Source organism: Stenotrophomonas sp. 112478_Sma, assembly GCF_056479905.1.
Map to the genome: position 1 here is coordinate 3,753,915 of NZ_CM151072.1, position 13,352 is coordinate 3,767,266.

11 protein-coding genes are annotated in these 13,352 nt (G+C 67.2%); 5 read left to right on the forward strand and 6 right to left on the reverse strand.

The genetic code is table 11. The annotated features are described in order from the left end of the window. Positions 1-41: 41 nt before the first annotated feature. The 3 genes from lpdA to ACZK08_RS17065 all read right to left on the reverse strand — a co-directional run bounded on the left by lpdA (position 42) and on the right by ACZK08_RS17065 (position 4,356). Positions 42-1,850, reverse strand: coding sequence for a dihydrolipoyl dehydrogenase (gene lpdA, locus ACZK08_RS17055; RefSeq protein ID WP_065181790.1), 1,809 nt, complete (start codon positions 1,848-1,850; stop codon positions 42-44). A 107-nt stretch (positions 1,851-1,957) separates the two neighbouring features. Continuing rightward, positions 1,958-3,673, reverse strand: coding sequence for a dihydrolipoyllysine-residue acetyltransferase (gene aceF / locus ACZK08_RS17060; RefSeq protein ID WP_065181791.1), 1,716 nt, complete (start codon positions 3,671-3,673; stop codon positions 1,958-1,960). A 167-nt stretch (positions 3,674-3,840) separates the two neighbouring features. Continuing rightward, the gene (locus ACZK08_RS17065) at positions 3,841-4,356 is read right to left on the reverse strand and encodes a DNA-deoxyinosine glycosylase (RefSeq protein WP_053518745.1); all 516 of its coding nucleotides are present in this window, start codon (positions 4,354-4,356) and stop codon (positions 3,841-3,843) included. Positions 4,357-4,543: 187 nt separating this feature from the next. On the opposite strand from ACZK08_RS17065, the gene ACZK08_RS17070 reads away from it, so the two are divergent. The 3 genes from ACZK08_RS17070 to glpK all read left to right on the forward strand — a co-directional run bounded on the left by ACZK08_RS17070 (position 4,544) and on the right by glpK (position 8,412). Continuing rightward, on the forward strand, positions 4,544-5,179 hold the full coding sequence (locus tag ACZK08_RS17070; RefSeq protein ID WP_053520322.1) for an OmpW/AlkL family protein: 636 nt from the start codon (positions 4,544-4,546) through the stop codon (positions 5,177-5,179). A gap of 158 nt (positions 5,180-5,337) precedes the next feature. After that, positions 5,338-6,849, forward strand: coding sequence for a glycerol-3-phosphate dehydrogenase (glpD, locus tag ACZK08_RS17075; RefSeq protein WP_065181804.1), 1,512 nt, complete (start codon positions 5,338-5,340; stop codon positions 6,847-6,849). 63 nt (positions 6,850-6,912) lie between these two features. Next, the gene (gene glpK, locus ACZK08_RS17080; RefSeq protein ID WP_065181792.1) at positions 6,913-8,412 is read left to right on the forward strand and encodes a glycerol kinase GlpK; all 1,500 of its coding nucleotides are present in this window, start codon (positions 6,913-6,915) and stop codon (positions 8,410-8,412) included. A 73-nt stretch (positions 8,413-8,485) separates the two neighbouring features. Here glpK and ACZK08_RS17085 read toward each other — a convergent pair whose 3' ends face one another. Together ACZK08_RS17085 and ACZK08_RS17090 are read right to left on the reverse strand one after the other, a co-directional pair. After that, positions 8,486-9,280, reverse strand: a complete 795-nt coding sequence (locus ACZK08_RS17085) for a MetQ/NlpA family ABC transporter substrate-binding protein (protein ID WP_053520324.1) — start codon at positions 9,278-9,280, stop codon at positions 8,486-8,488. 25 nt (positions 9,281-9,305) lie between these two features. Continuing rightward, complete coding sequence (locus ACZK08_RS17090; protein WP_053520325.1) at positions 9,306-10,277, reverse strand: helix-turn-helix transcriptional regulator; 972 nt, start codon at positions 10,275-10,277, stop codon at positions 9,306-9,308. Positions 10,278-10,360: 83 nt separating this feature from the next. On the opposite strand from ACZK08_RS17090, the gene ACZK08_RS17095 reads away from it, so the two are divergent. Beyond that, on the forward strand, positions 10,361-10,963 hold the full coding sequence (locus ACZK08_RS17095) for a LolA family protein (RefSeq protein WP_065175203.1): 603 nt from the start codon (positions 10,361-10,363) through the stop codon (positions 10,961-10,963). Positions 10,964-11,069: 106 nt separating this feature from the next. Then, positions 11,070-11,846, forward strand: a complete 777-nt coding sequence (locus ACZK08_RS17100; protein WP_065175204.1) for a DUF481 domain-containing protein — start codon at positions 11,070-11,072, stop codon at positions 11,844-11,846. A gap of 68 nt (positions 11,847-11,914) precedes the next feature. Here the strand turns inward: ACZK08_RS17100 and hemC are convergent, their stop codons facing one another. Continuing rightward, the gene (hemC, locus tag ACZK08_RS17105) at positions 11,915-12,826 is read right to left on the reverse strand and encodes a hydroxymethylbilane synthase (RefSeq protein WP_065181615.1); all 912 of its coding nucleotides are present in this window, start codon (positions 12,824-12,826) and stop codon (positions 11,915-11,917) included. Positions 12,827-13,352 lie beyond the last annotated feature (526 nt).

Sequence of the window (13,352 nt, forward strand, 5' to 3'; positions counted from 1 at the left end):
CGGGCTTTCCGTTTCACCGGGCATGGCCCGGCGCAAGCGCCTTACTTCTTCTTCGGCATGTACAGATCGGTGATCGTGCCGTCGTAGATTTCCGAAGCCATCGCCACCGATTCACTCAGCGTCGGATGGGCATGGATGGTGTGGCCGATGTCTTCGGCTTCCGCGCCCATCTCGATGGCCAGACCGATCTCGGCCAGCAGGTCACCGGCATGCACACCGACGATCGCGCCACCGATGATGCGGTGGGTCTCTTCGTCGAAGATCAGCTTGGTGAAGCCCTCGGTGCGACCGATGCCGATCGCGCGGCCACTGGCCGCCCACGGGAACTTGGCCACGCCGACCTTCAGGCCCTTGGCCTTGGCCTCGGTCTCGGTCACGCCCACCCAGGCGATCTCCGGATTGGTGTAGGCCACCGACGGAATCACGCGGGCCACCCACTCCTTCTTGTGGCCGGCCGCCACCTCAGCCGCCAGCTTGCCCTCGTGCGTGGCCTTGTGGGCCAGCATCGGGTTGCCGACGATGTCACCAATGGCGAAGATGTGCGGCACGTTGGTACGCATCTGCCGGTCAACCGGGATGAAGCCACGCTCGGTGACCTGCACGCCAGCCTTCTCGGCATCGATCTTCTTGCCATTCGGCGAACGACCCACGGCGACCAGCACGCGGTCGAAGGTCCCCTGCGCCAGCGCCGGCGACTGCCCTTCCTCGGCCGCCTCGAAGGTCACGGTGATGCCCTTGGCATCGGCGGTGACGCCCGACGCCTTGGTCTTCAGGTGAACGTCGATGCCCTGCTTCTTCAGGCGGTCGGCCAGCGGCTTGACCAGGTCCTTGTCGGCGCCCGGCATCAGCTGGTCCATGAATTCGACCACGGTAACCTTGCTGCCCAGCGCACCGTACACGGTCGCCATTTCCAGGCCGATGATGCCGCCACCGACAACCAGCAGCGAACCCGGCACTTCGGCCAGCTCCAGCGCGTCGGTGGAATCCATCACACGCTTGTCGTCCCACGGGAAGTTCGGCAGCTTCACCGCCTGCGAACCGGCGGCGATGATGCACTTCTGGAAGCGCAGCAGCTGCGTGCTGCCGTCAGCGGCGGTGATCTCCAGCTCGTTGGCCGACAGGAACCGACCGACACCCTGCACGTTGCGCACCTTGCGCTGCTTGGCCATGCCAGCCAGACCCTTGATCAGCTGGTTGACGACCTTTTCCTTGTACTGGCGCAGCTTGTCCAGCGTGATCGTCGGCTTGCCGAACTCCACGCCGAAATCGCCGGCATGGGCGACTTCATCGATGACCGCCGCCGCATGCAGCAGTGCCTTGGACGGAATGCAGCCGACGTTGAGGCACACGCCGCCGAGGCTGGCGTAGCGCTCGACCAGTACCGTATCCAGGCCGACATCGGCTGCGCGGAACGCGGCGGTGTAGCCGCCCGGGCCGGAGCCCAGCACGACCATCTCGCATTCGATGTCGGCCGGCTTGCCGCTGGCCAGTGCCGGCTTCGGTGCGGCCGGTTCGGCCGGGGCACGATGCGACGGGGTCACCGGCGGCTTGCTGGCCGGGGCGGCGGCCGCAGGCGCAGGTGCGGCTGCCTTGGCCGGGGCCTCGGCGGCTCCTTCGGTGTCCAGCAGGACCACCACGGCCCCCTCGGACAGCGTATCGCCGAGCTTGACCTTCAGTTCCTTGACCACACCGGCGGCCGAGGACGGCACTTCCAGCGTGGCCTTGTCCGATTCCAGGGTCACCAGGCCCTGGTCCTTCTTCACCGTATCGCCGACGGCGACCAACACTTCGATCACCGGCACATCGCTGTAATCGCCGATGTCGGGAACCTTGACTTCAATCGTGGCCATGGTGGTTTTCCTCATGCCCGGCCGGGGTGGCCGGCGGGCTGTCACTGCGTTTCGTCAGGCGGCCGCGCCAAGGGCGACGGCCACACGGTGGGGGCGAAGCGGGTGCCTTACAGCAGCACGCGACGCATGTCGGCCAGTACCTGCGACAGGTACGTGGTGAAGCGTGCGGCCAGAGCGCCATCGATGACGCGGTGGTCGTAGCTCAGCGACAGCGGCAGCAGCAGCTTCGGTGCGAATTCCTTGCCATTCCAGACCGGCTGGATGGAGGACTTGGACACGCCCAGGATGGCCACTTCCGGGGCATTGACGATCGGGGTGAACGCGGTGCCACCGATCCCGCCCAGCGAGCTGATCGAGAAGCAGCCGCCACTCATGTCGGCCGGGCCCAGCTTGCCGTCGCGCGCCTTCTTGGCCAGCTCGCCGGTTTCCTGCGCGATCTGCACCACGCCCTTCTTGTCGACGTCGCGGATCACCGGCACGACCAGGCCGTTCGGCGTATCGGCGGCGAACCCGATGTTGAAGTACTTCTTCAGGGTCAGGTTCTCGCCGCTGGCGTCCAGCGAGGCGTTGAACTCCGGGAACTTCTTCAGCGCTGCGGCGCTGGCCTTGATCAGGAAGGCGAGCATGGTCAGCTTGATGCCGGCCTTCTCGTTCTCCTTGTTCAGTGCCACGCGCAGTGCTTCCAGATCGGTGATGTCGGCCTGGTCGAACTGGGTGACGTGCGGAATCATCGCCCAGTTGCGGGCCAGGTTCGCGCCGGAGATCTTCTTGATGCGCGACAGCGGCTGCACTTCGGTCTCGCCGAACTTGCTGAAATCGACCTTCGGCCACGGCAGCAGGTTCAGCCCACCGCCTGCGGCGGCAGCGGCGCCGCCCGCGGCCGGAACGCCACCACTGAGCGCGGCCTTGACGAATTTCTGCACGTCACCCTTGGTGATGCGCCCACCCTTCTCGGTACCGCTGATCTGCAGCAGGTCCACGCCCAGCTCGCGGGCGAACACGCGCACCGCCGGGGTGGCATACGGCACCTTGGCCGGCAGCACGCCATCGGCGTTGAACTGTACGGGCGGGCTGGACGGAGCGCCGGCCGACGCGATCTCACGAGCCGCCAGCTTGTCCGGCTGGGCGGGCACAGCGACCGGCTCGACCTGGGTGGCGGTCTCGGCAGCGGCCGGGGCCGCCGCAGCCGCTTCGCGGGTCGGCGCCGGCGCAGCAGCACCCTCGGCTTCGATGATGGCCACCACATTGCCCTGCGACAGGGTGTCCCCCACCTTGACCTTCAGTTCCTTGACCACACCGGCCACCGAGGACGGCACTTCCATGGTCGCCTTGTCGCTTTCCAGCGTGACCAGGCCCTGATCCTTCTTGACGGTGTCGCCCACGACGACCAGCACTTCGATGACCGGGATGTCGGTGTAATCGCCGATGTCCGGCACCCGGGCTTCAACCGCACCGCCACCGGCAGCCGGGGCGGCCGGCGCGGCAGCCGCCGGGGCCGGGGCGCTCTGGGTGGCAGCCGCCGGGGCAGCGGCCTTGGCCGGGGCCGGAGCGGCCGGAGCGGCCGGCGCTGCGGCCTCGTCTGCCGCCACTTCGATCAGCGCCACGACCTTGCCCTCGGACAGGGTGTCACCCACCTTGACCTTGATCTCCTTGACCACACCGGCCACCGAAGACGGCACTTCCATGGTCGCCTTGTCGCTTTCCAGCGTCACCAGGCCCTGGTCCTTCCTGACCGTATCGCCAACGGCGACAAGCACCTCGATTACCGGGATATCGCTGTAGTCACCGATATCGGGGACAAGTGCTTCCTTGATTTCGGCCATGGGGATAACTCCGGCAATCTGGTGTAGGGAAACGTCTATTGTGCGGCCAGCGGGGGCCAGCGCCAACCGTTACAGGTGTTTTCAGTACGCACGCAGCCGGGACACGCTGTTGCCCATGGGGCGCAGGCACCTCCAGTGGGTAGCGTATTGTCCGCACGATGTCCGCTTCATGTCGCCAGTGCATCGGCCACCGGCTGCCAGGCCTGACGCAGGCGCTGCAGCGACCAGGCCGCATTGGCCGGGCTGGTCGAGGGCAGCGCCAGCACACGCGGTGGCGCCCCCAGGACAGGCAGCACCCAGCGCTGGAATGCCTGCATCGACGCAGCACCATTGCAGCCGATCAGCTGCAGCTCAGGCAGCAGGGCGATCAGTTCCGGCAGCGCGTTGGCCACTTCCGTGCCACGCACGATGTCCGCATCCAGGCTGCCCCGGCGCTCGCATCGGCCGATCACATCCCACACCCCGACACCGGCGGCGTTCAGCGCGCGCATGCGTTGCGGATAGGGCAAACCAGCGTCAAAGCCGCAGATATCGGACATGAGCGGCCAGAAACGATTGCGTGGATGCGCGTAGTACTGGCCAGCGTGCAGCGACGCAGCACCCGGCATCGAACCAAGCAGCAACACGCGCGATCGCGTGTTCACCTGCGCGGGCAGGCCGGTGCAGAGCGTTGGCGCGCTCACGGTTTGTGCAACTGCATGAACATTCCTCCAGAGCAAAAACCCCATGAAAACAGGCTTTTCGAACTCATCGCTGAACAGAGCGAACTATTTTTTAACGCGCGTCGGATTCGATTCATGTTGAGGCGACTACGGTGTGCTCGCCCCGCAACCGGGGGCCCAAAAACAAGAAACATTAGGAGATACCCCCATGCGCTCCATCCGTATCCTGAGTCTCGCCCTGCTGACCTCCGCCGCCTTCGCGCCGGCCGCTTTCGCCCAGGACAGCAGCACCACCGACACCGCCTCGGGCAAGCATTTTGCCGTGGTTGGCGGCGTCACGCTGCTGCAGCCGAAGAATGACCCGATCACCGGCGTCAAGAAGCTCGATGGCGGCCCGGCGCCGACCGTCAGCTTCAGCTACTACGTCAACGACAACTGGGCCGTTGAGCTGTGGGGCGCTGCCGACAAGTTCGATCACCGCGTCAAGGGTCCGGGCAACACCCGCCTGGGCAGCGTCGAGCAGCAGCCGGTCGCACTGAGCGGCCAGTACCACTTCGGCCAGGCCGACAACGTGTTCCGCCCGTTCGTGGGCGTCGGCTACTTCCAGTCGGCCTTCAGCAACGAATCGCTGGCTGACGGCAGCAGCTCCGACATCCGCCTGAAGGATGCCAAGGGCGTGATCGGCACCGTCGGCGTCGACATGAACATCAACTCCACCTGGTTCGCCCGTGCTGATGCCCGCTACATGCGCGCCCGCCCGGACGTCAAGGTAGGCGGCGAGAAGATCGGCGAAGCCAAGCTGGATCCGTGGACTGTCGGCGTGGGTATCGGCGCCCGCTTCTAAGCACCGCCTGCTTCACTGTCTGTACGCGACGGGCTCTTCGGGGCCCGTCGTCGTTTCCGTCACCCGCGTTCTGTGTAGAGTCGGGCCGTGCTCGACTGCTTTTCTCCGGACGTCGAGCAGGGCTTGACTCTGCAAAGGACGGAAGGCCGGTGATCGTGATGGACAACATCGACCTGCTGGTGATCGGAGGTGGCATCAACGGCGCCGGCATCGCGCGCGATGCCGCAGGCCGCGGCCTGCGCGTGCTGCTCTGCGAGCAGCACGATCTTGCGTCACATACCTCCAGCGCCAGCAGCAAGCTGGTCCATGGCGGGCTGCGCTACCTGGAACAGGGCGAGTTCGGCCTGGTGCGCAAGGCGCTCGGCGAACGCGATGTGCTCCGCAGGCAGGCGCCCTGCCTGGTCCGGCCGCTGCGCTTCGTGCTGCCCTGGGAACCCCACCTGCGGCCACGCTGGATGCTGCGGCTCGGCCTGTGGCTGTATGACCACCTCGGCCATCGCGGCGCAGCGTTTCCGGCTTCGCGCGCGCTGCACCTGCCACACGACCCGTTGGGCACGTGGCTGTCGCCATCGTTGCACCAGGCCTTCAGCTATGCCGACGCGCAGGTGGACGATGCACGCCTGGTCCTGCTCAACGCGCTGGATGCCGCGCAACGCGGTGCCCGTGTGCAGGTCCGCAGCCGCTGCGTCGAACTGCACGGCGAGCAGGGCCACTGGCGGGCGGTACTGGTCGATGCAGCGGGACAGCAGCAGACGGTGCATGCACATGCCGTGGCCAACGCGGCCGGTCCCTGGGCCGGAGGCCTGCTGCAACGCATGCAGGCGCGCAGCGGCACACCGGCCCTGCGCCTGGTGCAGGGCAGCCACATCGTGCTGCGCCGGCCCTGGCCCGATGACAGCGCCTGCCTGCTGCAGCAGCCCGACGGACGGGTCGTATTCCTGCTGCCCTTCACCCACGACCACCTGCTGGTGGGTACCACCGACACCGACTATCAGGGCGATCCGGCGCGCTGCCACGTGCTGCCTTCGGAAGTGACATACCTGTGCGAGGCAGCCAACCGCTATCTGCGCCAGCCGATCACGGCGACGGAGGTGGTCTGGCAGTTTGCCGGCGTGCGCCCGCTGCTGGCCGACCCGGATCCGCGCGCGGCACGACTCAGCCGCGACTATCGCCTGCAGTTGCAGGTGCAGGGCGCGCCCGCCGTGCACGTGCTGGGGGGGAAGCTGACCACCTACCGCGTTCTGGCCGAAGAAGCGCTGGATCTGCTGCGGCCCCACCTGCCGCAGATGGGGCCGGCATGGACGGCATCCGGGACGCCGCTGCCGGGCAGCGACTGGGGCGATGCCGTGCAGGCACGCTCTCACCTGCGGAGACTCGCACCGTGGTTGCCTGAGGACACTACGCGGCGCTGGGCCGAGGCCTATGGCAGCCGCAGCACCGAGCTGCTGCACGGGGTGCAGGGCATGGACGATCTCGGCGAACACTTCGGCGGTGGGCTGCACGCCCATGAGGTCGTGTTCCTGCGCGATCACGAATGGGCGCATACCGCCGAGGACATACTGTGGCGGCGGAGCAAGCTGGGACTGCGGCTGGACACCGCACAGGTGGCACGCCTGCAGGACTGGTTGGAGGAACAGCAGCACCAGGCCATGCCCGGCCGATCGCGGTGACACCCGGCATGGCCCGTCGCTGCCGATGCAGTAGGATTTCCCCATCGCTACCGGAGACGCCGCATGACGCCCCGCTACGTGCTGGCCATCGATCAGGGCACCACCAGTTCGCGCGCGATCCTGTTCGATCACGCCGGCGACATCGTCGGCAGCGCGCAACGTGAGTTCGCCCAGATTTTCCCGCAGCCCGGTTGGGTGGAACATGACCCGCGCGAGATCCTCACCAGCGTCTACGCCACGCTGACCGAGCTGCTCAGCCGCGAACAGATCGACCCGCGCCACATCGCCGCACTGGGCATCACCAACCAGCGCGAGACCACCGTGGTCTGGGAACGCGCCACAGGCCAGCCGATCCACAACGCCATCGTCTGGCAGTCCCGGCAAAGCCAGGCCATCTGCGAGCGGTTGCGCTCGCAGGGGCACGAAGCGCTGATCCGTGAACGCACCGGCCTGCTGATCGATGCCTACTTCTCGGCCACCAAGGTGCGCTGGATCCTCGATCACGTGGAAGGCGCACAACAGCGCGCGGAGCGTGGCGAACTGCTGTTCGGCACCATCGACAGCTGGCTGGTCTGGAATCTCAGTGGCGGCCAGGCACACGTGACGGACTACAGCAACGCCGCACGCACGCTGCTGTTCAACATCCACACCCTGGACTGGGACGACGAGCTGCTCGCGCTGCTGGACATTCCGCGCGCCATGCTGCCGCAGGTGCGTGACTCCAGCGCGGTGTACGCGCACACCCGGCCGCAGTTCTTCTTCGACCACCCGATTCCGATCGCCGGTATCGCTGGCGACCAGCAGGCCGCGCTGTTCGGCCAGGCCTGCTTCCAGCCGGGCATGGTGAAGAACACCTACGGCACCGGCTGCTTCATGCTGATGCACACCGGAACGCAGGCCGTGCGTTCGCACAATGGCCTGCTGACCACCATCGCCTGGGGCCTGGACGGGCGCGTGGAGTACGCACTGGAGGGGTCGATCTTCATCGCCGGCTCGGTGGTGCAGTGGCTGCGCGACGGCCTGCGCATGATCGATCGGGCCAGCGACAGCCAGGCGCTGGCCGCGAAGGTCGGCGACAGCGCTGGCGTCTATCTGGTGCCGGCGTTCGTGGGCCTGGGTGCGCCTTACTGGCGCAGCGACGTGCGTGGAGCGATGTTCGGCCTGACCCGGGGCACCAGCAGGTCGCACTTCGTGCGTGCAGCATTGGAAGCAATGGCTTACCAGACCCGCGATGTACTCGATGCCATGCAGTCCGATGCAGGTATCGGCCTGAGCGAGCTGCGTGCCGACGGCGGCGCGATCGGCAACGACTTCCTTGCCAGCTTCCAGGCCGACATTCTGGGCGTTCCGCTGCTGCGGCCACGGCTGACCGAGACCACGGCGCTGGGCGCGGCCTACCTGGCCGGGCTGGCGGTGGGATTCTGGGAAAGCCGCGAACAGATCGCCGCGCAATGGGGACTGGACCGCCGTTTCGAGCCGCAGATGCCGGCAGCACGGCGCGAGACGCTGTATGCCGGGTGGCAGCAGGCGGTCGCCGCCACCCTGGCCTTCCACGTCGATTGAGGGCGGTAGCGCCGGGCCATGCCCGGCGAATCAATCCCCAATCCGCCGGGCATGGCCCGGCGCTACCCCAACATCAGAACGCCGGCAGCACGGCACCCTTGTACTTGGTCTCGATGAACGTCTTCACCTGTGCGCTGGTGAGCGCCTTGGCCAGCTTCTGCACGCGCGCATCATCCTTGTTGTCGGGCCGGGCCACCAGGAAGTTCACGTACGGCGAGTCCTTGCTTTCGATCGCCAGCGCATCCCGGGTCGGGTTCAGACCCGCATCCAATGCATAGTTGGTGTTGATCAGGGCCAGGTCCACCTGATCCAGTACGCGGGGCAGCATCGCCGAATCCAGCTCGCGGAACTTCAGCTGCTTCGGATTGGAGACGATGTCGCGCTGGGTGGCCAGCGCATTGGTCGGATCCTTCAGCTCGATCACGCCGGCCTTGTGCAGCAGGATCAGCGCCCGGCTGTTGTTGCTCGGATCGTTCGGGATGACCACATCCGCGCCTTCACGCAGTTCGGCCAGCGACTTGATCTTGCGCGAGTATGCGCCGAACGGCTCGATGTGCACGCCGATCACCGTCACCAGATCGGTCTTGCGGTCGCGGTTGTAGGCGTCCAGGTACGGCTCGGTCTGGAAGTAGTTCACGTCCACCTGCTTCTGCACCAGCTGGTCGTTGGGCTGCACGTAGTCGTTGAACACGCGCACGTCCAGTTCCACGCCTTCCTGTTTGAGGATCGGCTTGACCACCTCGAGGATTTCGGCGTGCGGCACGGCCGTGGCGGCCACCACCAGCTTCTGCGAAGGCTCGCCGGACTTGCCGCAGGCGGTCAGGGCCAGCGCAGCGGCGAGCAGGGGCAGCAACAGGGTCTTCTTCATGGGCGGAATGATTCTCGGGGGGAGGTCAGGATCTATCGTAGTTGCTCAGGGCCAGCTCGAGCAGCGCCTTGGCCTGCTCGCGCAGCATCGTCGGTTCGACGATCTCGGCATCCGAGCCGTAATGCAGCACATCCATCAGCAGTTCGCGTGACACGCTGTAAGGCACTTTCAGTTCATAGCGGCCGTCGGCCAGGAAACGGCCCTGCTGCTTGGAATGCCAGTGCTCATCGGCGACCCAGCGCGCAGCCTTGGCGCTGAACAGGATGGTGGCCCAGCCCTTCGGCGCACCGGAGAAAATGCCGTAGCTGGCACCCAGTTGCTCGTCCAGTTCGCTGTCGGCCACGTCACGGGCCGTGTGGTCGATCACCCGCGCCTTGTGGATCCGGTCCACCGCGAAGCTGCGGAGGGCCTCGCGGTCGTGGTCCCACGCATCGAGGTACCAGTTGTCGCGGTAGTGGGTCAGGCGCTGCGGCGAAACAGTGCGCTTGGTCGGTTCGTCGGTGGAACGGGCGCGGTACTCGAAGCCCAGCTGGCGCCGCTCGAGCACGGCCGAAGCCACGCTGCGGAAGCTGCCTTCGTCGAATTTGCGGCCGCGATGCGGAATGACCCGCACCCGGTCCACCGGCCAGCTGGAGACCCCCGCCTGCGCGGCCAGCAGGCTTTCGATGCGCTGCTGCAGCGGTGCCAGCACCGAAGACAGCACGCCCCCGCCGGTACGGGCCAGCAGGTGCTGCGATGCCAGCAGGGCATGCAGCTCCTCCGAGCTGAGCCAGAGGCCGGGCAGTTCGAAGCGGTCGCTTTCGTCGGCGTGATAGCGGAAGCCGGCCTCACCATCGCCCTCGATCGGCGCCATCAGCGCGTCGCGCAGGAACGCCAGGTCGCGGTAGACGGTGGCACGGGAACAACCGAGCTTGTCCTGCAGGGTCGCCACCGTCACCGGATAGCGCGCGGACTTGAGCAGACGATGCAGGGCGGTGATGCGTTCGTATCGGTCCATGCCCCCGATTATGTCCGAGTCGCGGGTCTTGTGTGGGGGGTTTGGGCTATCGTGGGCGCCCCACCCTCTGCGAAAGCCCTCCCATGCGCCGGTTGCCCGCCCTGCCCCTGCTGGCCTGCCTGCTGCTGGCTGCCTGTGGTCGCCCCCCAGCGCCGTCCGGCGGCGACGCGGTCGTTCCGCAGGCCGACCCGGCGCAGGCGGTACTGGCCGCCAGCCAACGGTTCGCCGCCCTGCGCAGCTTCCACGCGGAACTGGAAGTGCTGGGTACGCCACAGCCGGTCCGCAGTGCGATGGACTTCGTGGCCCCGGACCGATTCCGGGTACAGACGGCGGCCGGTGCACAGACCATCATCGGTGACACGATGTTCCTGCAGGCCGACGGGGCCATCCGCCAGGTGCCGACACCGCCCGGTCTGCTCGAGCAATGGCGGACACCGCTGCCGGCCGACGTCGCGCCCGCGGCGCTGCAGGCCGAGGATCTGGGCAGCCAGACGCTGGACGGGGTCCAGACCCGCCGCTACCGGCTGCGTGGCGCCGGCCCCGGCGAGCGCCTGGAGTACTGGGTGGATGGGCAGGGCCTGCCACGCCAGATCGTGCGCAGCGGCAGCAGCAACGGCAAGGTGTTCCAGCTGCGCCTGCGCTATTCGCGCTTCAACGACCCCTCCCTCCGCATCGAGCTGCCCTGAATGGGGAGCGGTGACAACGCCTGCTGAAGCGGCCAGCGCCATGGGGCGGACGGCCATCACGCTTCCAGTATCATCACGGGTTGTTAACCGCTTCGGAGAAGCCTCGATGTCCCTGCGCGTGTCCCTGCTGATTCCCCTGCTGCTCTGCGCCCCGCTGGCGTACGCGCAGGATGCATCCGAACTGGCGGCGATGTCCTCGCCCTGGAGCGGCAGCGGCGGCGAGCTCGGCTTCGCCTCGGCACGCGGCAACAGCAGCACCGAGAGCTTCAACGGCCGCCTGCGCCTGCGCTACACCGACGGTGACTGGGTGCACAGCATGGACCTGTTCGGCCTGCGTTCCAGCTCCAAGGTGACCGAGACCAACGACGACGGCACCACCACCCGCCGCAACAACACCACCGCCAACCGCTACACCGGCAGCGCCGGCAGCGCGCTGCAGCTGGGCGAGCACCGCCAGCTGACCGCCACGGTGCGTACCGAGCGCGATGACTTCGCCACCTACGACCGCCAGAGCTCGTTCGGTCTGGGTTACGGCACCCGTCTGTGGAGTACCGAGCGCTTCTATTTCGATGCCCAGGTCGGCCCCGGTGTGCGCCGCACCCACAGCACCGAGGATGATCGCACCCGTACCGGGCTGATCGGTCGTGGCCTGTTCGACATGAAGTACTCGCTTACCGAGAACACCGATCTGGTCAACACGCTGCTGGTCGAATCGGGGTCGTACAACACCTTCGGCCAGAACGATTTCGGCCTGTCGGTGAGCATGAATGAACACCTGGCCTTGAAGGCCGGCTGGCAGGCCCGCTACAACAGCGACGTCGCGGTGGACAAGCGCAAGACCGATACGCTGACCACCATGAACGTGGTCTACAAGTTCAAATAAGCGAAACGGGCGCCTGGCGCCCGTTCTCTTTTCTGTTCCGCAGCGCCTGGCCGAGGAAATCGGCCGGGTCAGGCGTTCAGCAGCTCACCCGCCCCGCCATCGAGCAGCCTCTGCGCCACGCGCTGGCCCAGCGCGTCCGGGTCGCTGGCCGGGCCCACGCCTTCGGCGCGCACCGCACGGCCATCGCTGGCGCTGCCGACCAGCCCCTGCAGGTGCAGGTCCTGCCCCTGCCACTGCGCGATCGCCGCCACCGGCACATGGCAGCTGCCATGCAGCGCGCGGTTCATTGCCCGCTCCGCTTCCACGCAGGCGCGCGTCGCGGCGTCATCGAGCACAGCGAACAGGGCCATCAGCGGCGCATTGCTGCCATCGCACTCCACGGCCACCGCGCCCTGCGCCGGCGCCGGCAGCCAGTGCGGCGGCTGCAGGCGCAGCACGATCCGATCGCCCAGTCCCAGGCGCTCCAGCCCGGCGACGGCCAGCACGATGGCGTCGTAGCCCCCGTTGTCGAGCTTGGCCAGGCGCGTATTGACGTTGCCACGCAGGTCCAGCAGTTCCAGGTCCGGGCGCAGCGCACGCAGCTGGGCCTGGCGGCGCAGCGAGGACGTGCCGACGCGCGCGCCGATGGGCAACGCATCAAGCGAGGCATAGAGGTTGGAGACGAAGCCGTCGGCCGGGTCATGACGGGGCAGCATGGCCGGCAGCACGAACGGCGCATCCAGTTCCATCGGCACATCCTTCAGCGAATGCACGGCGCAGTCGGCGTCGCCGCGCAGGATGGCCAGCTCCAGTTCCTTCAGGAACAGGCCCTTGCCACCGATGGCGGCCAGCGAGCGGTCGAGCACTTCATCGCCGCGCGTGCTCATCGGGACCAGCTCCACGTGCAGGCCGGGATGGGCCTGGCGGAGGCGGTCGGCGACGTGTTCGCTCTGCCAGAGGGCGAGCGGGCTCTTGCGGGTGGCGATGCGGACGGTTTCCATCCGGTCATTATCGCGCCTTCGGCGCGGATACGGCCAACGGCGGAGCCCCTCATGGCTGGCTGGGGACAAGGCTGAAGCAACAGCCGTGCTTGGCCGGGCGGGGTGGGTTGCGCAGGGGCGTGAGCCGCATGGATGCGGCGACCGAGCTTACATGGACGTACTTGCAGCGGCCCCTGCGCAGCCCATCCCGCCCGGCCTCTGACAGTTTCCGTGTGCGCCAGCCACGGAAGATCAAAAGAAAGAAGCAGAAGCAACAGCCAGCGGCTCTCGGGGTCAGACCCCTCTCTCCCATCCGATATCACCAACGCTTTTGCCGTCCGTCACCGGGAAATTCGCGAGGGTGAGTCGGGATGGGCGGGCGGGACCGTTGGCGCCATGGATGGCGCCATCGAGCCCCCATGGATGGGTTTACGGCGTGTCTCGCCCGCCCATCCCGACTCACCCAACACGCAACAACTCAGAGCCGAACACAACCTGCAGTTGCTGTTGCTGTTGCTGTTGCTCTTGCTTCAGACGTTGCCCGCAA

What these genes read in the sequence shown, in the direction of transcription:
- ACZK08_RS17100 (WP_065175204.1), top strand. Translation starts at nt 11,070, where the DNA reads ATGTCCCTGCGCGTGTCCCTGCTGATTCCCCTGCTGCTCTGCGCCCCG.
- aceF (WP_065181791.1), bottom strand. Translation starts at nt 3,673, where the DNA reads ATGGCCGAAATCAAGGAAGCACTTGTCCCCGATATCGGTGACTACAGC.
- lpdA (WP_065181790.1), bottom strand. Translation starts at nt 1,850, where the DNA reads ATGGCCACGATTGAAGTCAAGGTTCCCGACATCGGCGATTACAGCGAT.
- ACZK08_RS17090 (WP_053520325.1), bottom strand. Translation starts at nt 10,277, where the DNA reads ATGGACCGATACGAACGCATCACCGCCCTGCATCGTCTGCTCAAGTCC.
- ACZK08_RS17070 (WP_053520322.1), top strand. Translation starts at nt 4,544, where the DNA reads ATGCGCTCCATCCGTATCCTGAGTCTCGCCCTGCTGACCTCCGCCGCC.
- glpD (WP_065181804.1), top strand. Translation starts at nt 5,338, where the DNA reads ATGGACAACATCGACCTGCTGGTGATCGGAGGTGGCATCAACGGCGCC.
- ACZK08_RS17085 (WP_053520324.1), bottom strand. Translation starts at nt 9,280, where the DNA reads ATGAAGAAGACCCTGTTGCTGCCCCTGCTCGCCGCTGCGCTGGCCCTG.
- ACZK08_RS17095 (WP_065175203.1), top strand. Translation starts at nt 10,361, where the DNA reads ATGCGCCGGTTGCCCGCCCTGCCCCTGCTGGCCTGCCTGCTGCTGGCT.
- hemC (WP_065181615.1), bottom strand. Translation starts at nt 12,826, where the DNA reads ATGGAAACCGTCCGCATCGCCACCCGCAAGAGCCCGCTCGCCCTCTGG.
- glpK (WP_065181792.1), top strand. Translation starts at nt 6,913, where the DNA reads ATGACGCCCCGCTACGTGCTGGCCATCGATCAGGGCACCACCAGTTCG.